The organism is Halomonas sp. TP35 (assembly GCF_052375975.1).
Taxonomy (GTDB): domain Bacteria; phylum Pseudomonadota; class Gammaproteobacteria; order Pseudomonadales; family Halomonadaceae; genus Vreelandella; species Vreelandella citrativorans.
Map to the genome: position 1 here is coordinate 1 of NZ_JBQSUZ010000009.1, position 24,268 is coordinate 24,268.

22 protein-coding genes are annotated in these 24,268 nt (G+C 54.3%); 12 read left to right on the forward strand and 10 right to left on the reverse strand.

Going from position 1 to position 24,268, the window contains the following annotated elements:
• Nucleotides 1-5: 5 nt before the first annotated feature.
• Nucleotides 6-1,454 carry an SLC13 family permease gene (locus ACT3RU_RS11590; protein WP_225733806.1) on the reverse strand — a complete coding sequence of 483 codons (1,449 nt, stop codon included), beginning with the start codon at nt 1,452-1,454 and terminating at the stop codon, nt 6-8.
• Between the two features lie 618 nt (nt 1,455-2,072).
• On the reverse strand, nt 2,073-3,326 hold the full coding sequence (locus tag ACT3RU_RS11595) for a M20/M25/M40 family metallo-hydrolase (protein WP_192527555.1): 1,254 nt from the start codon (nt 3,324-3,326) through the stop codon (nt 2,073-2,075).
• Between the two features lie 152 nt (nt 3,327-3,478).
• Here ACT3RU_RS11595 and ACT3RU_RS11600 point away from each other — a divergent pair, with 152 nt between their 5' ends.
• Both ACT3RU_RS11600 and ACT3RU_RS11605 read left to right on the forward strand, forming a co-directional pair.
• Nucleotides 3,479-4,705: a YbfB/YjiJ family MFS transporter gene (locus tag ACT3RU_RS11600; protein ID WP_192527554.1), complete on the forward strand. Its 1,227-nt coding sequence runs from the start codon at nt 3,479-3,481 to the stop codon at nt 4,703-4,705.
• Nucleotides 4,706-4,852: 147 nt separating this feature from the next.
• On the forward strand, nt 4,853-6,316 hold the full coding sequence (locus ACT3RU_RS11605; RefSeq protein ID WP_192527553.1) for a sodium-dependent transporter: 1,464 nt from the start codon (nt 4,853-4,855) through the stop codon (nt 6,314-6,316).
• Nucleotides 6,317-6,495: 179 nt separating this feature from the next.
• On the opposite strand, the gene ACT3RU_RS11610 is transcribed toward ACT3RU_RS11605, so the two are convergent.
• The gene (locus ACT3RU_RS11610; RefSeq protein WP_192527552.1) at nt 6,496-7,797 is read right to left on the reverse strand and encodes a Y-family DNA polymerase; all 1,302 of its coding nucleotides are present in this window, start codon (nt 7,795-7,797) and stop codon (nt 6,496-6,498) included.
• Nucleotides 7,794-8,237, reverse strand: a complete 444-nt coding sequence (locus ACT3RU_RS11615) for a LexA family protein (protein WP_087106828.1) — start codon at nt 8,235-8,237, stop codon at nt 7,794-7,796. The genes ACT3RU_RS11610 and ACT3RU_RS11615 overlap by 4 nt, the downstream gene beginning before the upstream one ends.
• A 356-nt stretch (nt 8,238-8,593) precedes the next feature.
• Between ACT3RU_RS11615 and ACT3RU_RS11620 the strand changes: the two genes are divergently transcribed.
• Together ACT3RU_RS11620 and ACT3RU_RS11625 are read left to right on the forward strand one after the other, a co-directional pair.
• Complete coding sequence (locus tag ACT3RU_RS11620; protein ID WP_192527551.1) at nt 8,594-9,493, forward strand: alpha/beta fold hydrolase; 900 nt, start codon at nt 8,594-8,596, stop codon at nt 9,491-9,493.
• Nucleotides 9,494-9,534: 41 nt separating this feature from the next.
• Nucleotides 9,535-10,557, forward strand: coding sequence for a patatin-like phospholipase family protein (locus ACT3RU_RS11625; protein WP_192527550.1), 1,023 nt, complete (start codon nt 9,535-9,537; stop codon nt 10,555-10,557).
• Between the two features lie 57 nt (nt 10,558-10,614).
• On the opposite strand, the gene ACT3RU_RS11630 is transcribed toward ACT3RU_RS11625, so the two are convergent.
• The gene (locus ACT3RU_RS11630; protein ID WP_087106822.1) at nt 10,615-11,181 is read right to left on the reverse strand and encodes a Smr/MutS family protein; all 567 of its coding nucleotides are present in this window, start codon (nt 11,179-11,181) and stop codon (nt 10,615-10,617) included.
• A gap of 194 nt (nt 11,182-11,375) precedes the next feature.
• Here ACT3RU_RS11630 and prmB point away from each other — a divergent pair, with 194 nt between their 5' ends.
• The 8 genes from prmB to ACT3RU_RS11670 all read left to right on the forward strand — a co-directional run bounded on the left by prmB (nt 11,376) and on the right by ACT3RU_RS11670 (nt 19,561).
• The gene (gene prmB / locus ACT3RU_RS11635; RefSeq protein WP_192527549.1) at nt 11,376-12,335 is read left to right on the forward strand and encodes a 50S ribosomal protein L3 N(5)-glutamine methyltransferase; all 960 of its coding nucleotides are present in this window, start codon (nt 11,376-11,378) and stop codon (nt 12,333-12,335) included.
• 13 nt (nt 12,336-12,348) lie between these two features.
• Entirely contained in the window at nt 12,349-13,440 is a 1,092-nt protein-coding gene (aroC, locus tag ACT3RU_RS11640) for a chorismate synthase (RefSeq protein WP_192527548.1), read from the forward strand.
• Nucleotides 13,441-13,500: 60 nt separating this feature from the next.
• Nucleotides 13,501-13,881, forward strand: a complete 381-nt coding sequence (locus ACT3RU_RS11645; RefSeq protein ID WP_192527547.1) for a hypothetical protein — start codon at nt 13,501-13,503, stop codon at nt 13,879-13,881.
• A gap of 201 nt (nt 13,882-14,082) precedes the next feature.
• The gene (locus tag ACT3RU_RS11650) at nt 14,083-14,502 is read left to right on the forward strand and encodes a phasin family protein (protein ID WP_087106813.1); all 420 of its coding nucleotides are present in this window, start codon (nt 14,083-14,085) and stop codon (nt 14,500-14,502) included.
• A 139-nt stretch (nt 14,503-14,641) separates the two neighbouring features.
• On the forward strand, nt 14,642-16,468 hold the full coding sequence (gene phaC, locus ACT3RU_RS11655) for a class I poly(R)-hydroxyalkanoic acid synthase (protein ID WP_192527546.1): 1,827 nt from the start codon (nt 14,642-14,644) through the stop codon (nt 16,466-16,468).
• 69 nt (nt 16,469-16,537) lie between these two features.
• Nucleotides 16,538-18,025: a metal-dependent hydrolase family protein gene (locus ACT3RU_RS11660; RefSeq protein ID WP_192527545.1), complete on the forward strand. Its 1,488-nt coding sequence runs from the start codon at nt 16,538-16,540 to the stop codon at nt 18,023-18,025.
• A gap of 467 nt (nt 18,026-18,492) precedes the next feature.
• Nucleotides 18,493-18,960, forward strand: a complete 468-nt coding sequence (locus ACT3RU_RS11665) for a copper chaperone PCu(A)C (RefSeq protein ID WP_192527544.1) — start codon at nt 18,493-18,495, stop codon at nt 18,958-18,960.
• Between the two features lie 22 nt (nt 18,961-18,982).
• Nucleotides 18,983-19,561: an SCO family protein gene (locus ACT3RU_RS11670; protein WP_087106807.1), complete on the forward strand. Its 579-nt coding sequence runs from the start codon at nt 18,983-18,985 to the stop codon at nt 19,559-19,561.
• Between the two features lie 142 nt (nt 19,562-19,703).
• Here ACT3RU_RS11670 and ACT3RU_RS11675 read toward each other — a convergent pair whose 3' ends face one another.
• The 5 genes from ACT3RU_RS11675 to ACT3RU_RS11695 all read right to left on the reverse strand — a co-directional run bounded on the left by ACT3RU_RS11675 (nt 19,704) and on the right by ACT3RU_RS11695 (nt 24,229).
• A complete protein-coding gene (locus tag ACT3RU_RS11675) occupies nt 19,704-20,042 on the reverse strand; it encodes a hypothetical protein (RefSeq protein WP_087106805.1) in 339 nt (112 codons plus the stop codon).
• Between the two features lie 66 nt (nt 20,043-20,108).
• Nucleotides 20,109-21,581 carry an apolipoprotein N-acyltransferase gene (gene lnt / locus ACT3RU_RS11680; protein ID WP_192527543.1) on the reverse strand — a complete coding sequence of 491 codons (1,473 nt, stop codon included), beginning with the start codon at nt 21,579-21,581 and terminating at the stop codon, nt 20,109-20,111.
• A gap of 37 nt (nt 21,582-21,618) precedes the next feature.
• Complete coding sequence (locus ACT3RU_RS11685; RefSeq protein WP_087106801.1) at nt 21,619-22,506, reverse strand: CorC family transporter; 888 nt, start codon at nt 22,504-22,506, stop codon at nt 21,619-21,621.
• Between the two features lie 170 nt (nt 22,507-22,676).
• On the reverse strand, nt 22,677-23,141 hold the full coding sequence (gene ybeY / locus ACT3RU_RS11690) for an rRNA maturation RNase YbeY (protein ID WP_192527542.1): 465 nt from the start codon (nt 23,139-23,141) through the stop codon (nt 22,677-22,679).
• Nucleotides 23,138-24,229, reverse strand: coding sequence for a PhoH family protein (locus tag ACT3RU_RS11695; RefSeq protein WP_192527541.1), 1,092 nt, complete (start codon nt 24,227-24,229; stop codon nt 23,138-23,140). The genes ybeY and ACT3RU_RS11695 overlap by 4 nt, the downstream gene beginning before the upstream one ends.
• Between the last annotated feature and the right edge of the window lie 39 nt (nt 24,230-24,268).

The window sequence follows — 24,268 nt, forward strand, 5'->3', positions numbered from 1 at the left end:
GCTAATTAAGGTGTGGGTAACAGCAGCGGCATAATAAAATAAACAAACAGCGTAATCGCAATAGCGCTTACGAGGTTCATGGCAAATCCCGCTTTGGCCATTTGTTTAATAGAAATACGCCCTGTGGAAAATACAGCGGCGTTAGGCGGGGTGGATATCGGCAACATAAAGGCACACGTAGTGGCGAGAGCAACCGCCACCATTAATCCGAGCGGGTTGCCGGTCGTGATGGCTGCAGCCATGCCTGCGGTAATGGGCAGCGCCATATTTGCCGTTGCGGTATTGGAAATGATTTCCGTCAAGAACAACATTAACAGCACCATAATTAACAGTAGCCAGAAGTAATTGACGCCATCCAGTAACTGCAGTTGCTCGCTGATCCAACCGGTCAAATCGCTGGCGATGAACGCAGCAGCGAGCGTCATACCCCCGCCCCAAAGTATAAACAAGCCCCACGGCAAGCCCTTCATATCGTCCCAAACCAGCAGGGCGCGTTTTTCGTTGTGGGCAGGAATGACAAACAACGCAATGGCGGCGGTTACCGCAATAATCGTATCGTTAATGGGTAGATCAAAAAACGGTGCCAGCCAGCCGCGTAACGCCCAGGCCAGTGCCGTTGCCACAAATACGCCCAAAACACGCTTCTCTTCCTGGCTCATAGGGCCAAGAGCCGCAAGTTCCTGGGCCACAAAATCAATCTCAAGCGGCGTATTGGGTATTTTGGTGTATATCCGAGTGAGATAGACGTACAAAATCGCCAGTAAGATCAGCGTGAGTGGCAGCGCGAAAATCATCCACTGCAAGAAGCTGATTTCTACCCCTTCAAAAAACTGCGGGATCATGGCCACTACGATGGCATTGGGCACTGAGCCGATAATGGTTGCCAGCCCGCCAATCGAGGCTGAATAAGCAACGGTTAGCAGCAAAATACGTGCAAAGCTATCGCGATGATGGCGTTCAAACTGGTCGCGCTCGTCTAATTCATTGGTTAGCGCGACGGCAATAGGGAGCATCATAAGCGCTGTGGCCGCGTTGGATATCCACATGGACAGAAACGCCGAGGCAATCAATACGCCTAATACAATGCTGCGCAGGCTGTTGCCAATGCGGTTGACGATCGACAGGGCGATGCGTCGGTGCAGGTTCCAGCGCTCAATGGCAATGGCCAGAATAAACCCACCCATATACATGTAAATAACCGGGTTGGCGTAGCCCACAACGGCTTCGTCCAACACCATCACACCGCTTAGCGGCAGTACCAGCATGGGCAGAAAAGAAGTAACAGGGATAGGAACTGGCTCTGTCACCCACCAGGCGCCCATCCATACGGTTAATGCCAGCACCGTGCGGGGGGCTGGATCAATCAGCGTGTCTGGCATCAGTACCTGTATCAGTACAAAAAGAAGTGGTCCCGCTAACAGTGGTACCCAGTGGCGCCAATTTGACAATGACATTCCCATACTCGTCTCCTGACGCTATTGCATGAATTTATTGATAATTTTCTAACAATAAGAAACGGGCATGCTACCACTTTCGTTTATACGCCGTTGGTTGTAGGTTTTAGACTTTGGTATAAGGTTGTGGAGTGTCTGCCAGCGCTGCTTTCACTCAGCGTGGTAATCAATAGCAAATTGGGAGGATGCAAGGATTGGCGCGTTATTTGGCGGGAAGCATAAAAAGTAACATGTCGTATTGTCAGAGTTATTGGCGTTTAACTTTTATTTGGCTCTTATTGTGCATGAAGGTTAATTATTTTTAAGTATAAGCAGCGCATAATGCCGGTGCCTACGTTGGCTATTGGCAACCATCTTTTAGAGATTAAGGGCTTTTAAAGTTTTCCTATCTCAGGTTAATGTGTTTGACACATTTAAGGTTCAGGGTAGGCAGTACCACAAACGGAAACGTGGTTAGGAAGAACAAGCAAGGAGTGCTTGTGGTCGCCAGGGATGCACGAACAGGACGTTCGCGAGGAAAGATTACGGAGGAACCGATAAAGCCCCAGGCAGTGATGCCTGGGGCTTTCTTATTGCAACGTGCTAATAAAAACGTACTAATGAAAATGAACAGCGCGGTTATTTGTCCTCGTTGTTCTCAGGTTTTGCATGCCCTTGGTGGCTAAGTGCGCTTGCTTGGTCAAGGCGCGGATGGTTATCCAAAAATTCACGCTCAAGGTTGGGCAGTTTGTCCAGCGCTTGCAAGGTATGCGTGAGTGCATGGATAGCGGCCAGCACATCTTGGGTATTTCCGGTTTCCGAAATGGTGTGCATATTGCGGATTGGAAAACCGATGGAGGTCGCGGCGCTGTCGATAGAGGCCAGCACGCCTGCCATGCCGTCGGTGCCTGTATCGACGCCCACCATATCGCGCTGCATCGGAATATCCTGCTCTTTGGCGGCGCCGGCGATGATGCGGTTTAGCTGCTCACTGGCAATCGAACCTACCGACATCGTAAAGCCTTTGCCCATTTCCAGCGGCTGCATGCGCTTATCGCCAATACCCGGGGCGGCTACGTAGTCGTGGTTAACGTCAACGCCAATCAAGGCATCCGGTTTTAGCTCGCCAGCCATCACTCGGCTACCAAAGCGGCCAATCTCTTCGTAGCTTGCAATCGCAAACATAATGCGCACGTTGTCAGTGCCGCCTGCTTCGGCGATTAACCGCGCTACTTCAGCCGTTACAAAGCAGCCCAGACCGTTGTCCAGGTAGGCGCCGTAGAAGGTATCGGGGCTGAAACCGGGACGAATAGGGCGGTCAAAAATAATCGAGTCGCCTGGGCGAACGCCTAAATTAAGCACTTGCTGCTTTTTGTTCTCGCCGTGAATTTGCAGGTCCAGGTAGATCTGCTCTTTCTTAATGCCTTTGTCACCGGTGCGCGCTGCTGGGTCGGAGAAGTGAATGGCGCCGAGTGCTTCAACGGTGCCACCCTCAATCGAGCGATAGCTGCCCGGTTTTTCGGGGTCTTCGCTGAACAGCTTCACTTCATGGCCGATAAGCACGGAAGGTAAAAATGAGTCGGTGTTGATCCAGATTTTACCGTCTTCACCGATAGAGCGTACCTGCATACGGATCTTGTCCGCATGGCCGATAATCATGACCTTGAACATATCATCGCGGTTAGGGTGCGTATCCAGCACCACGCCAGCGTTGCCCTTGAACTGGTGAAGGTGCCAGTTTTTTGGGGCAAATGTCTCAAAGTAGGGCTTTAAGACGCCGTAGGTCATGGCCCCTTCAAGGCCAACCGGGCTAGGCGCGGCTAGAATGTCGCGCATTAGCTTGAACTGCGCTTCGGGCATCGGTTGTGTCCAGGGTTTGGCGTTATCGCTCATTCAAACTCTCCATGTGGTTATCTGTGTGACTAGTCTGCCAGATTCATCAGGCTCTTCCACCATTAGACGATGTGGGCCACGCCGTGTACACGTAATATGCAGGCTAATTAACTAGAAACAACGGTTAAGCCAAAACAGCGACAGGAGAGAGCATGAGTACGGCATCGCTACGCGTTCAGCGCTACAGGGTATTGTTGGCGGGCGTTTGCAGTCAGCTTTTGTGTGTTGGCATTGCCCGCTTTGCCTATACGCCATTGCTGCCGATCATGCAGCAGCACACCTGGATGGGCGACGCGGATGGTGGCTGGCTAGCGGCGCTTAATTACGCGGGCTATATGCTGGGCGCGGTGCTGGCCGCCTCGATTCGCAGTATTTACATCAAAGACACGCTTTACCGTATTGGCCTGGTGCTGGCGGTGCTGACAACCGTGGGCATGGCACTTACTGAGCACTTTTGGCTATGGGCGGCGCTGCGTTTTTTTGCGGGGCTTTCCAGCAGTGCGGCCATGCTTTTGGCGTCTGGGCTGATCCTGCACTGGTTGATGAACCATCACCAGCGGGGAGAGCTGGGGATTCATTTTGCGGGGCTGGGGTTAGGCATTGTACTGGCTGCTGTGGCGGTAGAGTTAATGCTGGCGTTCTCGCTTGACTGGCAAAGCCAGTGGTGGCTTTTTGGCGTATTGGGCGCGGTGCTGTTGGTGCCTGCTTGGCGATGTCTGCCACGCCCGGTAAAGCCGGTTGCAGGTGCGCATCAAAAAGAGTTGCCGGCTGCCAAGCCGCCTTCGCGTACCTTTATGTGCTTAATGTTGCCCGCCTATTTTTGTGCTGGGTACGGCTATGTGATTAATGCCACGTTTATTGTCGCCATCGTGGAGCGAGAACCGCTGCTTGCGGGCGCGGGTAACTGGACGTTTGCTGTGGTCGGTTTAGCGGCCGCACCTGCCGTTATGCTGTGGGATTTGGTGGCGCGGAGGATTGGCTATTTGGGGGCGCTGGTGGTGGCCATGTCGATCCAAGCGGTGGGAATTGTATTGCCTGCTATCTCCTCAAACCTGGTGGTTGTGTTGCTCAGCGCGGTGCTATACGGCGGCACTTTTCTAGGCTGCGTGAGTTTGGTGCTGACCATGGCTGGCAGGCTTTACCCGGCAAGCCCGGCGCGCTTAATGGGCCAAATGACGCTGGCGTATGGCGCCGCGCAGATCTTTGCACCCGCCTTAACCGGTGTGCTGGCTGAGGCTTCGGGCCGCTATACCGTGGGCCTTTGGCTGGCCGGTGGCTTTGTCATGTTGGGGGCGGTGCTATTGGTGTGGCTGCGATGCGTGGACCAAACTGCCCAGCGGCTGGATGCCGAGGCGAAAGCGCTGTCCGTAATGCGCTAGTTGAAGAGCTAAGTGATGAGCGAATGGGGCAGGCCGGGGAGAAGGCAGGGGCGCCGGGCGGTTGTTTTAAAAAAGAGTTAACGAGTTTTGTGCTTTTGAGCCGAAATCCTCTAGGATAAACGCTTTTTTTACACCAGAAGGATAGTCATGGCGTCTTCCGAGCAACCTCGCATCCAGTGGCTGGGCCGCTGGGGGTTCATGCTCGCCGCTACCGGTTCGGCGGTAGGGCTGGGCAACATATGGAAATTCCCGTATATCACCGGCGAGTATGGCGGTGGCGCGTTTGTTCTTGTCTATCTGGCGTGCATTTTTGCGGTGGGCGTGCCGGTAATGATGAGCGAAATCGCTTTCGGGCGCCGCGGGCGCGGCAGCCCCATTGATGCGATTCGTCGAGTGGTTAACGAGTCCGGTCGCTCATCGGCGTGGTCGCTGCTTGGCTGGATGGCCATGCTGTGCGGTTTTTTGATTCTGTCGTTCTACGTGGTCGTGGCAGGCTGGTCGTTTTCTTATCTGTGGAAGATGTTAACCGGTGGCCTGGTGGGCACCAGCGTTGACGACATGGCCGCCGTTTTTGGGGAAAACAACGCCAACCCGCTCAATCTTGGCTTCTGGAGCACGCTTGTTACGCTGGTTACCATGATTATTGTGGGCAAAGGCGTTCAGGAGGGGATCGAGAAAAACGTCAGTTGGATGATGCCTGGCCTGGTCATCATGCTGATACTGCTGATTGTGTACGGCGTGTTTTCCGGTGGCTTTGGTGATGCGGTACGTTTTTTGTTTTCCTTCAAGGCGGGGAGCCTCTCCAGTGAAGGGATGCTGGCCGCGCTTGGCCATGCGTTCTTTACCTTATCGCTTGCCTCGGGTGCCATTCTTACTTACGGAAGCTACCTGCCCAAAGGTGCCTCCATTGGGCGTACCACCATTAGCGTTGCCATTGCAGATACGGCCGTTGCCTTGATGGCGGGGCTGGCGATCTTCCCGGTAATTTTTGCCAATGGCATGGACCCAGGTGAAGGCCCGGGGCTTATCTTTATGAGCTTGCCGCTGGCGTTCCAGGCGATGCCGCTGGGCACGCTGTTTGGGATTCTATTTTTCGCCATGCTCTCCATGGCCGCGCTGACATCGTCCATTTCGATGATTGAGGCGACCGTTTCCTGGCTCTGCGACAACAAGGGGTTCTCACGCCGCAGTGCTGCGTGGAGCACGGGGATTGTTCTTTGGCTGATTAGTACTGCTGCCATGCTCTCCTTTAACCTAGGGGCTGATTGGACGTTGGCAGGCAAGACCTTCTTTGACTGGCTGGACTACATCACTTCACGCTGGATGATGCCGTTGGGTGGGTTAGGCACCGTCATACTGGCAGGCTTTGTCCTGAAGAGTGAAACGTTCCGCGACGAGCTGGGACTCTCGCCTCTGCCCTATACGCTATGGCTTGCCATGGTGCGTTATGTCAGCCCGCTGGGTATTTTGGTTATTTTCGCTGATGCATTAGGGCTGTTTACCGTTACCTTTTCAGTTCATTGGCCGTGGTTGTTGGCTATCCTGCTGATCATGATGGCGTTGGGCGAGTGGTTGAGCCCTCGCCTGCGTCAGGCGTTAACGACACGCTAACGGTTTCTCCCGACAACCAACGCTGCTGCTGAGCAATGAGTGACGGCTCATCCAGCGGCGTTTGGCAATGTGCATAGACTTCCCTTGAATCGTTCCCGCCTGTGGTAAGCCCCGCCAGTAAGGGTGGTTTGAGTTTCTTCCTGAGATCGTAGTTGAGACAGGAGTTGAGATAGCAGTGGTTACTTGCGTAAAGCAGATTGCTTGATAGCACCAGGATGAGTGCCTGCCTTCATCAACTCATCCCAGCGTGTGGTGTAGCGGCCTGAGCGGTGCCCGCAGCGTAGCTGCCAGGCGGCATCGGCATCCGTCATGCCAAAGCTGATGGTGCCTTGCCCCATGCGCTGATTGATATTATCCAGCGTGGCCATTAAGTAAGGGTATCGGTTCCGCGGCGGTTGATGTAGCAACGAGAGCTGGTGCTGCTCGGCATCAACCAGATCCAGCAGCATCACACCTGCCTTCATAAACCGGTAGCCTGGTCGGTAAACCTGTTCAACCCCTTGGTGAACGGCCTCAAGAATTGTGCGCGTATCGTCGCTGGGTGAGGGCAGGGGCACCATGGCATGGGGGAAATACTGGGGTTGGTCTCGGCGGTGACGGTTGGTGTTTAAAAAAATCATCACGGCTCGCGTTAGGTTGCGCTGCTGACGGAGTTTTTCGGCGCTGCGCTGGGCATGTTGGCGTAACGCGTTATGTACTTCTGTTTTACTGCCGGTTGATTGGCCGAATGAGCGCGACGTCATAATGCGGTGGCGCGGTTGATCCAGCGCATTCATCTGCAGGCAGGGCGTACCGCGCAGTTCCAGTGCTGTGCGGGCCAGCACTACCGAAAAATGTTTGCGCAGTAGCCGAAGGTCAGCCTCACGCAAGTCCCAGGCGGTATTAATATTGCTGATCGCTAACCGCTCAGCAATCCGGCGCCCAACGCCCCATACGCTGCTCACCGGTGTCTGTTTAAGCAGGGCGGTCGTTGCCGCATCTTTTCCCGTCAGCAGGCACACGCCTTGATAGTGAGTCGCCTGCTTGGCCAGGTGATTGGCAAGCTTAGCCAGCGTATGCGTAGGGGCCAGCCCAACGCATACCGGCAGGCCTAAATGGCGCCGGATCCGCCGACGCAGCCATTCGCCCAGGGTTTGGCACTGCTGGTTGCTGAACGTCTCCAGGTAAATAAACATTTCATCGATGGAGTACGGCGACACGGCTGGGCAGGTATCGCGCAGCAGTTGGCACAGCCTGGCCGACATATCGCCATACAGCTCATAGTTGGATGACTTGAGGTAGATGTCACCACGCTTACGCAGGCTTTCGAGCTTAAACGATGGCATGCCCATGGGGATATCCATGGTTTTCATCTCGGCAGAGCGGGCGATGATGCAGCCGTCGTTGTTCGACATAACGCCAACCGGTTTGCCTTCCAGTGCAGGATCAAACACACGCTCACAGCTGACGTAAAAGTTGTTGGCATCGACCAGGCCGATCATCGGACATACTCATGAATAACGGCACGCACTACTCCCCATAGCTGGCACTCGGTGCCTTCCAAAGGAAGCGGCGGGTAGTGAGGATGCGCGGAGCAGAGATGCGGCGTATTTTGATAGAGGGCGTAGCGCTTGATCAGCACTTCCTCTTCAAACATGGCAACCAGGATATGCCCTAGCCGAGGTTTAATGCTGCGGTCAACGACCAGCAGGTCGCCATCAAAAATCCCCCAGCCTTCCATGCTGTCACCAGCCGCTGAAAGGTAGAACGTCTGGGTAGGGTTTTTAATTAGCCGCGTATTGAGATCGAGCGTACGCGGTTCGTAATCCTGCGCTGGTGATGGAAAGCCGCTAAAGCCCGCACGGCCTTGTAACGATGAAAAAGGCAGCGGCTGAGACGTTAACGGCAAGGTGGGCACGAGCGTCGATGGAGGCAACGACATCGTCGGCATCCTCACTGAATGTAATGTGTATGTATATACAGTATTTATTCGTGAGGTTTAAATTGCAAGCGTTGAGCGGCGATTAGGCAAGCCTAGCGCGCTAGCCACAACCCCACGACTATGGCACTAACAACAGCAATAAAAAAAACAAGGTTACGGGCGCGTGTATCGCGGCGTGGTTTCATGGCAGCACCATTAGCAAGGGTTGGGGAAAAGCGGCGGAAGAATTGCGCCTGGCATGGTAACGTTTGTTACTGATACCGTCATCCAGACATTGCCTGAAAGCTGAATTCAGGAACATTAAAGGCGTCGCGTTATTTGCCAACGAGATGACCACTTCATCAGGAAAACAATGTATGCGTGAACCGACACTCCAGCACGCGTCTCGACACACTGCGCAACCGCTGGTGCTTGCGCAAGGGCGCTTGGCCGCACTGGGCTGGGGCCGCGCGGATGCACCTGTCTGGCTGGCGCTACACGGCTGGCTGGATAACGCGGCAAGCTTTAGCCGCTTGGCTCCGCTCTTGGCAGATGCACTGGATATCCGCGTGGTAGCCATTGATTTTCGCGGCCATGGGCACTCCCAGCATGCCGCTTTCGGAAGTGACTATGCGTTGTGGGATTACTGCCACGACGTGCTTGATGCGCTGGACGCGCTGGGTATTGAACAGGCTTCTTTACTGGCGCACTCCATGGGTGCGGCGGTTGCCTGCCTACTGGCCGCCGCCATGCCAGAGCGTATTGCCCGGTTAACCTTGATTGACGGGCTGGGGGCATTGAATACGCCTGCGGAAGAAACTGCCAGCCAGTTGTGCAAAGGGCTTATTGCCCATCGTCGCCCGCTTTCCCGCCCACCACGCTATGCTGATATCGAAAGTGCGGTTGCCGCGAGGGTAGCCGGTGGCGTCACCACGCTGGATAGCGTAACAGCGATGCCGTTGGTTGAGCGTAATACGCAAGCAACTGCCGATGGCTATCTACAAATGCGTACGGATAGTCGACTGCTAAAACCCTCTCTGGTGCGCTTTACCCCTGAGCAGGTGCTGGCGCTGTTAGCGTGTATTCAGGCGCCGGTACTACTGATTGAAGGCGAGCAGGGTATTTTAGGAAAGCGTGCCTGGGCCGAGCAGGCGCGCTTGGCGGTTAACGATCTGACCCGCCATGTGTTGCCTGGCGGGCATCATCTACATTTAGAATCTAAAGCGGTTGCCGCTGTGGCGGAACTCGCCACCGCCCACTGGGGAGCAGCCGTGTAAGGCCGTTAGTACGGTCGGCTCAGGCGCAATAAGGATAACCAATGAATCAGCTGACGCATGCGGGTAGCGGGAAAAAAGTGGCTTTGGTATTGGGTAGCGGCGGGGCGCGCGGTTATGCCCATATTGGTGTCATTGAAGCCCTGGAAGCGCGAGGTTTTGAGATTATTTCAGTATCGGGATGCTCCATGGGGGCGCTGATAGGCGGCATCTACGCTTCTGGCAAACTGCCCGAGTATCGCGAGTGGGTCTGTAATCTCGATTATCTGGACGTGCTAAAGCTGGTGGATGTGACCTGGAGCCCGATGGGCGCCATGCGTGCCAATAAGGTGATGAGCAAGTTGGAAGCGTTGGTAGGCGATGTGCTCATTGAGGATTTGCCTATTCCGGTAACAACGGTGGCGACTGACCTGGTTCGTCAGCGCGAAGTGTGGTTTCAAAATGGCCCGTTACTGCGCGCCATTCGTGCCTCTATCGCCATTCCTGGCGTCATTACGCCGGTCAATGTTGGCGACCAAGTGTTGGTCGATGGAGGATTGCTAAATCCGCTGCCTATCATGCCGGTTATTTCTGCCCACGAAGCAGACCTGGTCATTGCGATTAACGTAACGGCACATAGCCCGCAGCCGGTATCGCTGGAAGAACTCCTGCCCTGTGAGCACGAGGAAAATGACAGCCGAACGGCGCTAGAGCGTGACCGTGATGAAAAAATTGGCGGCTGGATGAGTGACGTGCGCCAAGCCACCCTGCGTTTATGGGAGGGGCTTGGCAGCAGTGAAGAGAGCAGTGGCGTGGAAGCTAGCGCTGAAGAGAGCGTTGAGACGCGAGGCAAGCGCGAGTGGAGCAAGCTCGATATGATTTTAGAGTCGTTTGATATTACTCAAGCGGCCCTGGCAAAATACAAAATTGCCGGTTACCCGCCGGATATATTGATCGAGATTCCCAAGACGGTATGCAGCACGTATGAGTTTCATCGCGCCAAAGACTTGATCCGCCTGGGGCGGCACTTGGCCGATGAGGCGCTTGAGCGGCGCATTCCCAGCATTGCCTCGGATGCGACAGAGTGAGGCAGCGAGCCACTGGAAAAGTGCCAGTAGAGCAGTGAAGAGAGTGGTTGAGCGGCGTTACGCCCCGCGCTTACGCAGCAGTATATAGACCGCCCCGGTGCCGCCATCAATATCAATGGCCGAGCAAAAGGCCAGCACCCCCGGCCATTCGCGTAACCAGGTATTGGTGTGGCTCTTAAGCACCGGAAAATCTGAAGTGGTGCCCCACGCCTTGCCGTGAACCACCAGCACGCAGCGCAGCCCTTGGCTTGACGCATCGCGCAAGAAGCTTTCAAGCTCCGCGCGGGCTTCTTCAAGCGTGTAGCCGTGCAGGTCAAGCCCCGCCTGCCACTCGGTTTGGCCACGCTTTAACTGGCTGAAGGTACGCCAGGGTAAATCGGGCACGCTAAACTCAAGGTACTCAGACGGACGCACGGCCTCGACCCGGCCATCCGATGTGCGGCCGCTGGCTTGTACTGTGCTGTTTTGAACTGCCGCATTACGCCGTGCCTGTTGGGCTTCATCATTGCGCTTGGGCTTGCCGGGGTCGGCTTGATTATGTGCAATACGGCGTACGCCCGCTGCTTGCAGCGCCTGGCGAAAAGCGCTGATATCGTCATCGTTGGGCAGGTGGCGTCGCGTCATATCAAGCTCAAAGTGTGAAAAGGAAGAAAGAGTAAAACAAGAAAGCATATAAAGTGCCGACAGTATAGCGAGCTGAGCGGCGCTGTGAACCGGGCGGCGTCAAAGGTACAATCTTTACAGGTACAATCTTTTCTTTATCAATGAGTGTAGCCGCATGTGGCTGCATGGATGGTTTTCGTTTATCAGGAGTCGCTGTGACCACGCACCTCAATGCTGAGACCTCTCACTCAACCCTTTCGTTGCCGGATACGGCGTTGGTGAGCGATCTTTTTACACTACGCGACTATCTGCGCTGGGTATCCAGCGAGTTCTATCTGGCTGGGCTGCACTATGGCCACGGCACCGAGTCTGCCTGGGATGAAGCCGTTGCGCTCTGCCTGGGGGCACTTCATCTGCCCTGGAACGTCGACCCCGCCGTTTTGGAAGCACGGCTTTTGCCTGTTGAGCGCCTGCGTATTATCGCCCTGACCCGGAAGCGGGTAACCAGCCGCCAGCCATTGCCGTACCTGCTGGGCGAGGCCTTTTTTGCAGGCCACCCCTTCAATGTTGATGAGCGAGTGCTGATTCCGCGCTCGCCGATTGCCGAGCTGATCGAAGACGGGTTTTCGGCCTGGTTCCCGGAAGAACCACCGGAAAGCGTGCTGGATTTGTGCACCGGCTCTGGCTGTATCGGCATTGCAACCGGCCTTTATTTGCCTACTTGCGAAGTTACGCTTGCCGATATTAGCCAGGATGCGCTGGCCGTCGCTCGGGAAAATATTACCCGCCATGACGTGGGTGACCGGGTACGGGCGGTAGCCTCGGATGTGTTTGACGGGCTGGAAGGCCAGCGCTTTGACCTGATTGTTTCCAACCCGCCCTACGTCGATGCGCGCGATTTGGCTACCATGCCTGCTGAGTTCCGCCATGAGCCCGCGCTGGCACTGGGTGCCGGTAAAGATGGTTTGGATATTGTACGGCGTATTTTGCGCGAGGCGCGCAGCCATTTAAGCGATACAGGTTGGCTGATTGTAGAAGTGGGCAATTCTGACCGCCATGTGGAGGCTGCGTTTCCCGACGTACCTTTCCTGTGGCTTGACTTCGAGCGCGGCGGCCAAGGCGTATTTGCTTTGAGCGCCGATGAACTCGACGCCCATGCGGCGTCTTTTGCGTAAGGAATGAACGCCCATGTCTGGCAATAGTTTTGGCAAGCTGTTTACCGTTACCACTTTTGGAGAGAGCCACGGCATTGCGCTGGGCGCCATTGTAGATGGCTGCCCACCAGGGCTTGCGCTGTGTGAAGAGGATTTACAGCGCGACCTGGACCGTCGTCGTCCAGGTAGCTCTCGGCACACCACGCAGCGCAAAGAGCCTGATCAGGTGAGGATTTTATCGGGCGTGTTTGAGGGCAAAACCACCGGCACCTCCATTGGCCTACTGATCGAGAATACCGACCAGCGCTCCAAAGACTACTCGAAAATCAAGGACCAGTTCCGCCCCGCCCACGCGGACTACACGTACCACCATAAATATGGCCACCGTGACTATCGGGGCGGCGGCCGCTCAAGCGCCCGCGAAACCGCCATGCGGGTAGCTGCTGGTGCTATCGCCAAGAAGTATCTGGCCGCCCAGGGCGTACAAATTCGTGGCTATATGAGTCAGCTGGGCCCCATCAAAATTGAGTTTAAGCAGTGGGAGGCCGTCGAGCAGAATGCGTTTTTCTGCCCCGATCCCACCAAAGTAGCCGAGCTTGAAGCGTATATGGATCAGTTGCGCCGTGACCAGGATTCCGTAGGGGCCGAGATTACCGTGGTCGCTGAGGGTGTTCCGGTCGGTCTGGGTGAGCCGGTGTTTGATCGCCTGGATGCTGAGCTGGCGCACGGTTTGATGAGTATTAATGCGGTAAAAGGTATTGAGATTGGCGCAGGTTTTGAATCCGTTGCCCAGCGCGGTAGCGAACACCGCGACGAGATGACACCGGAAGGCTTCTTGTCCAATCATGCTGGTGGCGTATTGGGCGGTATTTCCAGTGGGCAACCGATTGTGGCCAGGTTGGCGCTTAAGCCAACCTCCAGCATTACGACGCCTGGGCGTTCCATTGATGTTAACGGCCAGCCGGTCGAGGTGATTACCAAAGGCCGCCACGACCCTTGCGTGGGGATACGCGCCACACCGATTGCCGAAGCCATGATGGCGATTACGTTGCTTGACCACTGGCTGCGCCAGCGCGGGCAGAACGGTGAGGTTAGCGTTGACACACCACGTTTAGCGCAGCGTTAAAGCGGCGTACGGCTTGGCGTAACGCTGCTACACTCAAGGAAGATGGCTGAGGAGTAACCCATGAAGATTAACGTTGAGTTTGATCTGACCCCGGATGAATTTCGTCAAGCATTGGGGCTTCCTGATGTAGAGGCATTCCAGCAAAGCCTGCTGGAAAATATTCAGCGGCAAATGGAGTCGGGTGCTGAAGGGTATGACCCCATGAGTTTGATACGCCCCTTTTTGCAGCAGCCCATGATGCAGCAGGGGCTTTCTCAAGGGTTGGCCAACTTTGGGACTTACCAGCAGATGATGCTGGATATGCTGCGCCAGGCAGGCAATGCCAGCAGTACCGCCTCTGATGATCAAGCGGCGGACAATGATGCGTCGAGCAGCGAGAGAGCGCCTAATGCCAAGGCGACGGCGTCCTCGCGTTCGCGTGGCAAGGGAAAAACCGAGTAATGCGGCGAGGTGCATAGCGGCCAGTTAATGAGCGCCGTCATCCAGGGCTCTTGAAAACAGTGTTATTGAAAACAGGGTTCTTGAAAACAGTGTTATTGCAAAGCACCCGGTCAAGGATTACTCTTTTTGCAGTGCAGCAAATCACGTTCGTAGGGGGGCGCGAAAGCGCCCACACTCTGAAACGGAAGAGGATTAGACACTATGCAAGACGATATGATGGACGCTTTTAACGCCCAGACCCGCCAAATGTTTGAGCCCATGCGCAAAATTAACTCGCTGATGCTCAACAACATGGAAAAAATGACCCAGTATCAACTGGAAGCCATGAAGCGCTATAGCCAAATGGGCACCGAGCGCATCCGCAGTGCCACCAGCATTCAAGATGCAGAAAGCCTGCGTGATTTCGGCACCCAGCAGGCTGAAATCATGAACGAGCTTTCCCAGCAAATGCAGGAAGACGCCCGTGCCATGGGCGAGATGAGTCTGCAGTTCAAAACGGAAATGGAAAAACTATTCAGTGATGCCGGGCAGCAAATGACCGAGAAGGCGACTGCCGCCGCAAAAGGTCAGCAGCCGGGTGCTTCTGGCGCTGCCTCTAGCCAGTCTTCACGGAAAAAATAAGAAGTCGGCTGACTCACGGCGCCTCTAGGCGCCGTATTCTTATATTGTTGATGACGCTTGTTATTAATGATTGAGGCGTGACGGATGGCGCCTGTTAAGGGGATTCAGTATGCAGGGGTGGAAACGACCATTTCACGACATGTCTCAGCAGGGAGTGTCTCAAGAAGACATTGAGGTATGGAATACGCAGCTGAAAGAGGCCGCTGAGCAGTACCAGGGGCTTATGCAGGATCTGCTAGCACACATGGCCCCAAGCGAGGCGGCCGACTCGGTATATAGCGATATGCGCAAAAGCTTCGAGGCGGGTGCGCAGGCATTAATGAATAACCCAACCTTGCTGTGGCAAACCCAAGCGCGCCTGCTGCAAGATCAGTGGCTGCTATGGCAGCAAAGCATACGTGCTTTATCCGGTGAGCAGGTTACACCGCTGATTACCCCCTCCAAAAGCGACCGGCGCTTTAAAGACGATGCCTGGACGCAAGACCCTCACTATGCGGCGATCATGCAGCAGTACCTGCTGTTTTCGCAGGTAGTAGAAGAACTGATCGAAAGCCTGGAAGGCATGGATGACCTCCAGAAACGAAATCTGGGGTTTTATGCCCGTCAGCTCGTCAATGCCATGTCGCCCACCAATTTTGTTTCTACTAACCCTGAGGTGATGCGGCGAACGCTGCAAACCCGTGGGCAAAATCTGGTAGAAGGGCTATCACGGCTGCGTGAAGACCTTGCCAACTCAGCGGAAGGCATCAATGTGTGTATGACCGAGCGCAATGCGTTTGGCATCGGGGAAAACATCGCGGTTACCCCCGGGGCTGTCGTGTACGAAAACGAGTTAATTCAACTGATTCAGTACACGCCCACCACTGAGAAGACCTTTAAAACACCGCTGTTAATCGTGCCGCCCTGGATCAACAAGTATTACATCCTTGACCTGCGCCAGGATAATTCCATGGTCAAGTGGATGGTGGACCAGGGCCACACCGTATTTTTAATTTCATGGCGCAATCCTGGCCCTGAGCAGCGCGACATTACCTGGGCCGATTACATGCAAATGGGGCCGATCAGCGCGATTAGCGCCATTGAGGATGCCTGTGGTGAGAAGTCGGTCAACCTGGTGAGCTACTGCGTGGGCGGCACCCTGACGGCTTCGACCGTTGCTTATCTAACAAGTACCCGCAAGGGGCGAAAGGTGAAGTCGGTCACCTACATGGCCACGTTGCAGGATTTTCGTGACCCCGGCGATATCGGCGTTTTCCTGAACGAAGCCGTGGTGAAAGGGCTTGAGCAAACCATGCAGCTAAAGGGCTATCTGGATGGTCGCTCGATGGCTTACACCTTTAACCTGCTGCGTGAAAATGATCTTTTCTGGTCGTTTTATATCAATAACTACCTTAAAGGAGAGATGCCCGCCGCCTTTGACCTTCTCCATTGGAATACGGATGGCACGAATCTACCGGCGGGCACGCATGCCTGGTATTTACGCCACATGTACCTTGAAAACCGTTTGGTCGCGCCGGGTGGTATTGAGCTTGATGGCGTCAAAATTGATTTACGCAAAATCTCCACCCCCAGTTATTTCGTGTCGACCAAAGAGGATCATATTGCCAAGTGGAACAGCACCTATTATGGGGCGTTGCTACCTAAAGGCCCCGTCACGTTTGTATTAGGTGGCTCGGGGCATATCGCCGGTATCGTTAATCCACCGCAAAAGAACAAGTACGGTTATTGGAGCAACGACACACTGCCAGAAAGCCATGAAGCGTGGCTGGAGACAGCGGCGTTTAATGAAGGCTCCTGGTGGCCGCACTGGCAGGCATGGATGACGCAAAATGGTTATTCGGATACTCAGAAATTGGTGCCCTCGCGCACACCCGGCGACGGTAAGCTTGAGGTGATTGAGTCAGCACCAGGGCGCTATGTAAAAATGACCATTCCTGACGTGCTAAGCGAACAGGGCAGCCTATAAAGGCTGCTCCGATTATCCGGGTATTCTACAAAAAAACTATCCTTCTCATGTTTAAGCGAGGTGCTAACAATGCCGCCCACTACCCGTTACTCATTAGCCCCCGCGTTTAGCGCACAACACCGTCCTAATAACCATGGCTCTTGCTGCTGTGGTTCACCCGTTTTACAGCATTTTCATGAGCGCGTTATGGCAGAGATTGCTCGCCGCGAAATGCTGGGTGGGTCGGCAGCGGTCATGGCGCTTTTTGCAGGTGTGCATACGCCCCACGTGGTTGACCAGCCCTCAAAATCGCATGACGGCTCTGTGCTACTCACCAACTTAAAGCTTTTTGATGGAAGTGGTGGCCCGTTGCGGGATGGCGTATCCGTTAAGGTAGAGGATGGGCGGGTCAGCGCTATTCTTGAAGGTAATGCTGGCGCCGAGTCCGGGGACGTTATCGACTGTGATGGGCGCGTGTTGATGCCTGGCTTAATCGATGCGCATTGGCACTCCACGCTAGCCGCTATTACACAGATGGAAGCCATGAGCGCGGATATTGGTTACATCCATTTGGTCGCCGCAAAAGAGGCCGAGCGAACGCTGATGCGAGGGGTTACGTCTGTCAGGGATGTGGGAGGGCCGTCATTTGCACTGAAGAGAGCCATTGATGAAGGCATCGTAAACGGACCCCGGATATTTCCCGCAGGCGCCATGATTTCCCAGACATCCGGGCACGGTGATTTCAGAATGCGGCACGAATTGCCTCGCGGTAGTACAACCCCGCTAAGTTACACGGAGCAGCAAGGGGTCGCCATGATTGCTGACGGTGAAGATGAAGTGCTTAGGCGCACGCGTGAGCAGTTGATGCTGGGGGCTTCTCAAATAAAGCTGATTGCGGGTGGTGGCGTCGCGTCATTTTATGATCCGCTCGACAGTACTCAGTTTAGCGAACGCGAGCTTCGCGCAGCGGTTGAGGCAGCCGGTGACTGGGGCACTTATGTCATGGTTCATGTCTACACCTCCCGGGGTATTCAGCGTGCTCTGCGGGCAGGCGTACGCTCAATTGAACATGGTCAGTTGGCAGATGAAGAGACCGTTCGAATGATGGCCGGTGAAGATGTGTGGTGGAGCCTTCAGCCTTTTCTACAAGATGAAGATTCCAACGTTTACCCGGATGCTGCACGCCGAGAGTCTCAGCGACAAGTCGCCGAAGGAACGGTTCGCGCGTATGAAATGGCCCAGCGATTTAACGTTAAAACCGGCTGGGGAACGGATATTCTTTTTAATCCCCAGCAGACACCTAATCAACTGCATCACTTGGCTAAGCTAACGCGTTTCTACGACCCACTGACCGCATTGGCAATGGCGACGGGGCGTAATGGGGAACTGCTTTCTCTCTCGGGGCCACGTAACCCGTATCCGGGCGTGCTTGGGCGTATTGCGCCTGGTGCGCTAGCTGACCTACTGGTCGTCGATGGCGACCCAAGCAAAAATCTGGATTTCCTGAAAGATCCAGAGCGTAACTTGCGCATGATTATGAAAGCTGGGCGTGTTTATAAAGATTGTTTGCAGCAATAGCTTGGCAAGATCGTTTATAAATATCGATTTTAAGTGCTTGATCGGTTGTTTGTTTATGTTGAATCAATCATGCACTGACCGCTTTTCCGGCCACTAATAAAAGAGTTGGTTTTAGGACAACCTTGCTGGTTTAAATGTTTTTAACGCGGTAGTTGGGGTTTTAGCAGGCCCCACGTCTATTTCCGGCCTTAAGGAGATAGGCGTTGAAATCTTTTTTTTGGGGCTATTTGCAACCGCCGTTCCCATGCTTCTGGCGCCCTCTTTGTGGTAAACACAAACCGTGATTTAGCCGTGTTCTCGCATAATATCGGCAGGTCGAGGGTGCTGTCATAATGTCGCAGGTGGGTTGTAGAACACCTGGATGGCGCTATGGTAGCCAAAGATTAATAACGACATGCGATAGGCCGGTACGTGAGAGCTTGGCACGTGTACCGTTTAACCGCGTTTATAAATGGAGCATCGAAGTAATGGCGAATAAGGCACTGAATGTCACGGCCCAACGAGTGACTCAGCGGCTGGCGTTAAGCGCGTTAGCACTGCTATTAACGGCGGGCGTTGCGCAGGCGCAGACGCTTGAAGTAAGCAATGCTCAATTAAGCCTGCTGCCTGGTAACACGCCCGGTGCGGGTTACTTTGAGCTTTATAATACGGGCGATGAAGCCGTCACGCTGGTGGGCGCTAAAAGCCCTGCTTTTGATAGTGTTGAAATACATGTTAGCTCCGAGCACGACGGTATGGCCCATATGCACGAGCTTACATCGATTGAAATTGCCTCAGGCGAGCGTTTTGAGTTTGCGCCTAAAGGTCATCATCTGATGTTTATGCGCCGCGTTGAGCCCTTAAACATAGGTGATGACGTTGACGTGGTGCTTGAGTTTAGCGATGAACAGCAACTGCCCGTTACCTTTAATGTTGTCTCTCCAGCATCGATGTAAAGGCCCGGAATAGGAACCCTATATGTACAAGTTGTTGCTCGCCGCGTTGACGTCTCTTTTACTGGCTGGTTGTAGTGACCAGAGCTGGCGTACCACCGACGTTGCCGACATTATGCCGTCGCTTGATTTTTCACTGGTGGATGATAACGGCGACAACGTCCAAGCTGATGAATATCTGGGTAAGCCAACGCTTGTCTATTTTGGCTACACGTTTTGCCCCGATGTTTGCCCAATTACCCTGGCAAGATTAGGCGATGCGATCAGACAGCTGGATGATGAGACGCGCGACGAGATTCAGGTGCTGTTTATTTCGGTCGACCCAGCGCGTGACACGCCCGAGGTGCTAAAGCGTTATACCAATGCCTTTGGTCCTGAGTTTACTGGCTTGACCGGCGATAAAGCCGACATTGATGCGATCACCAACCGTTACCGCATTGCTTACGAATACGGTGAAGAGAATGAGAATGGTGACTACCTGGTAACACACTCAAGCGCTGTTTTTGCCTTTGATCGAGAGGGAAATGCACAGTTCCTGGTGCGGGATAGTCACCCGATAACGGACGTTCAGGCTGATATCAAACGGCTGACAGAAAAAAGCTAACGCCGCTTGGAGTAGCCCCAGGGAGTTAAAATAGGTAGTAGACGTAGGTAGAAAAAATCTGTAGCAAAAAAGGGGCGACTGATGATCAGTCGCCCCTTTTTATATTCCGTTTATTTGGCTAATGCTTGGCAACGAAAGCGATTTAGCAGACGGCAGAGAGGCCGCAGCGCGACTTGTACAGACGAGAGTTAATATCCAGTTCGATATTCTCACTGTCTTTATCGTAGAAAAAGGAGGCATAGCCATTGTCAGAAGAGGCTGTGCGATAGAGGCCGCAGATGCCATAACCATACTGCACTTCCTGCAGCTGCGAGAGCTCAATATCATGGGATGTACCCAGCTTTTTTGCCAGTGCATGTTGAATGTCATCGCCAACATGGCTGTCAGACATAACCTGGCCACCGAAAATAGCGCCCGCCAGCACGACAGTAAGCGCCAGCGGCATCACGACAAGTAGTAAAAAAGGGCGAGATTTGAACATAGCGGTATCCCTATGCCAGCCAGAATCAAAAAAGTGCCCTATTGTAGCGTGTCATGTTGAAGGTTCCTACCGACCGCGACAACGTGTCAAGCGAAGGCCAGGTAGCAGCATTAGCCCCGCGAGTAGCCATGCAGGCCAGCTCCCGGTGCGGGTAAAAGGTGTTAAACCCTCCATCGCATAGAACTCACCCACTAACGCCGTCGTTTCAAACTGGGGCGCTTGAGCAACGATGTTTCCGTGGGCATCAATAATCGCTGTAACGCCGTTACTGGTGGCGCGTATCACATAGCGACCATTTTCAAGTGCTCTAAGCCGTGCCATTTGCAAATGCTGGAAAGGGCCAATGGAGGCGCCAAACCAGGTGTCGTTGGAAACCGTCAGCAGCACATCGCTGTCCTGGGCACGACGTGCCACAAGCTGCGGATAGATGATTTCGTAACAGATCGCGTTGCCCAGGCTAACGCCGGAGGCCTGCATGGGCGCCTGATGCGGTGCGCCTTTGGTAAAGCTCGACATCGGCAGATCAAAAAAGTCGATAGCACCGCGCAGCACGCTTTCAAGCGGTAGGTATTCGCCAAAAGGCACCAGGTGCTCTTTTTGATAACTGCCTTCAACGTTGCCAATGCCCACCACGCTGTTGTAGTAGCGGTTAGCCTCATCCAATTGAACGATGCCTGTCACCAAGGCAACGCCTGGCGGAAGGTTGGCCTGAACGCGTTCCAAGACCGGACGTGCCTGAGTTTCCATCATGGGAAGAGCGGTTTCTGGCCAGATAATTATGTCAGCCTCATCGGCGACTTCAGCGGTCAGTCGGCTGTAAGTATTCGCTGCGATGCGTTGGCCGTCTGGCGTCCACTTTAGCAACTGCGGGAGGTTGCCCTGAAGTAAAGCAACCCGGGTAGGTGTGCTGGAAGGGGTGGTCCACTGTGCAGGCAAGGCCAGCGGTACCAGCCAGATCGCCAGTAACGGAGCCAGAGCCCACCACTGGCGGCGCAGAAGCACGTTAGCCGCCAGTGTGCCGCTAAGCACCACCAGCAGGGAAAGTAGGTAAACACCGCCAATCGGTGCCCAGCTTGCCAAGGGTGAATCGACATAGCCTGAGCCCATTAGTAGCCAAGGGAAGCCTGTGAACAGATAGGTGCGCAGCACTTCACCCAGCACCCAGGCACCGGCAAACGTAAGCCATGCCAATCGGGGGGTGGTAAAGCGCCGGTAAAGCCAGAAGGTGCCCGCATAAAAAAGGGCCAGTACGGCGACAAAAAGTGCGGTCAGCAACACTGCCAACGGCACGCCGGTATAGCCGTAATCATGAATGGAGATATAGACCCATGAGGCGCCGCTGCCAAAGAGTGCAATGCCATAGAGCCAGCCTTTAAGCGCCGCCTGGGCAGGCGTTAAGGTATGGATCCCTACGTAAAGCAGGGCAATCGCTACCGGGCCAAGCCACCATAGTTCAAATGGTGAAGCGGTTAGCGTGGTAAAGCCGCCCGCAACCAGGGCCAGTAACAGTTGAAGCATAAAGGCGGGTGTTGACCCCATGAAATATCCTGTCAATACGTGGTTAATCGGTAAGCAGCTAGTCGTTTTTTTGAGGTTCGAGGCTCTCGCCATCGCTTTCACGATAGGCCTCTAATAAGCGGATGCGCCGGTTATCAGCATTCAAGATGACAAAGTGCCAGCCACCGAAGCGAGTATGCTCGCTGCGCCCGGGCAAATGACCAAATTGCTGCATCACCAGGCCGCCCACGGTATCGAATTCATCATCAGAGAATTCGGTGCCAAAGCGTTCGTTAAAGTCTTCGATGGGGGTGAGGGCGCGAATAGCAAAGTGGCCGTTTTCCAGCGTGCGGATATCGTCCTCTTCGTCGGTATCGTGCTCGTCTTCAATATCACCCACGATTTGTTCAAGAATGTCTTCAATCGTAATAATACCTGCAGTACCGCCATACTCATCTACCACAATTGCCATGTGGTTGTGTGTATCACGAAACTCTTTGAGCAGGCTGTTAAGCCGTTTCGACTCTGGGATAAACATGGCCGGACGTAGAACATCTTCCAGTTTGAAGGCGTCCCGGCTTTCCTGGGTTTGCGACAGTAAAGGAAGCAGGTCTTTTACCAGCAATATCCCTTTAACATCATCCAAATTCTCGCCAATCACAGGATAACGGGAGTGACCGGTTTCCTGGATAAGCGGTAAATAGCCATCACGCGTTTGGTCCAGCGTTATGGCCGATACCTGAGAGCGGGGTATTAATACTTCTCGGACCTGTTGATCGCTAATTTCAAGCGCACCTTCAATAATCATGATGGCGTCCTGATCCAGCTTCAGTTTCCCAGCGGTATGGCGTAAAAACGTCATCAGTTCAGCGCGTGAACTGGGTTCGTCGGTATCTCCGGTAAGGGCGCCAAAGAGTTTCTCGAGCCAGGATTTTTGATTAGGATTGCTCGATCGGTCTTCGCTCATGCGTCAAATCTCTTGTTTACGGGGCAGACAGGTGTCGTAACGTGCCTAAATCTAGTATCAACAAAAAACAGGGTGCCAACAAGGCGGTGTCCCCTGGTCCAGGGCGCTATGTTGCACTATGCGTCTCGCTTTGCATCAATGAACGGTTTCTTCCCTGCGCGTTGTAAGTGTCATGGCACATGGTAAGGGTCAGAGATGCCCAGCTCAGCTAGCAGCGTACGCTCTAGTTGCTCCATCTCTTCTGCTTCCTCATCTTCAATATGGTCATAGCCCATTAAATGAAGCGTGCCGTGAACGACCATATGCGCATAGTGATGCGCTAAAAGCTTCTGTTGCTCGCCCGCCTCTTTTACCACAACGGCATGACAAATAATCAAATCGCCGAGCAGCGGTAGTGTGAGCCCTGGCGGGTTTTCAAATGGGAACGATAGCACATTGGTGGGCTTGTCTTTGCCGCGATAATCGCGGTTTAAGGCTTGGCTTTCTTGCTCGTCCACAAAGCGGATCGTAAGCTCTTGGCGCTCATCATCCGGGTGATGAGAAAACACACAGCCCACCCAGTGGGTGAGCTGTTCAAGCGTGGGCAGCAGTGGTTCATCAATAGCGGCCTGTCGATCAATCACGATATTGTTCAACGTGATGTATCTCCCCATCGTTCCTGAGGCTGTTCACGCCCCTGAAGGCGCGCCTCGCGTTCTTGCTGGCGCGCTTCACGGAGGGCACGTTCTTCCACTTCCTGCTGCGACTCGAAGTCGTCGTAGGCCTCGATAATGCGCTGGACCAAGGGATGACGTACGACATCCTTGGCGGCAAAGTGGGTAACGCCGATGCCAGGCGTATCTTTAAGTACGTCAAGCACTTGGGACAAGCCAGAGCGCTGCCCACGGGGAAGATCGACTTGGGTGATATCTCCGGTGATCACGGCCGTTGAGCCAAAACCGATCCGGGTCAGGAACATCTTCATTTGTTCAGGCGTGGTGTTTTGGCTCTCATCCAAAATGATGTACGAATTATTCAGCGTACGACCGCGCATATAGGCCAGCGGCGCTATTTCAATCACTTGGCGCTCGATGAGCTTGGCTACTTGTTCAAAGCCGATCATCTCGTAAAGCGCGTCGTACAGCGGGCGCAGGTACGGGTCGATCTTTTGGGCCAGATCACCAGGCAGGAAGCCGAGCTTTTCTCCCGCTTCAACCGCTGGGCGTACCAGTAAGATGCGGCGCACTTCCTGCTGGTTAAGCGCTTCAACCGCTGCCGCCACCGCCAGATACGTTTTACCGGTACCGGCCGGCCCGATACCGAAGTTAATATCGTGCTCGCGGATGCTGGTGACGTAGCGCTGCTGGTTCAAGCCGCGCGGCTTTATCATGGTGCGCGGCGTGCGCATTACCACGTCATCGGGGCTGCCTTCTCCGTCCTGCTCATCTTCTAGCGCTTCCAGACCAGACTCTTGCAGGAACAGGTGCACGGTATCTGCCGAAAGATCATCCACTGCCGTTTCGCGATAGAGGTGCTCAAGCACGTTAGCCGCCGCTTTGATGCGGTTGGCAGCACCGGCCAGCTGAAACATATTGCCTCGGTTGCGCAAGGTCACGTCCAGGCGACTCTCAATCAGCTTTAGGTGCTCGTCCTGCTGGCCACATAGGCTGGCAAGCCGCTGTGGGTCATTGGGTTCAAGGCTTAGGGTAATAATGCGATTGGCCTGAGGTGATGGCTGGCTCAAGAGTAGGAAATCCGTCAGTTAATGTGTGTAAACACCCAG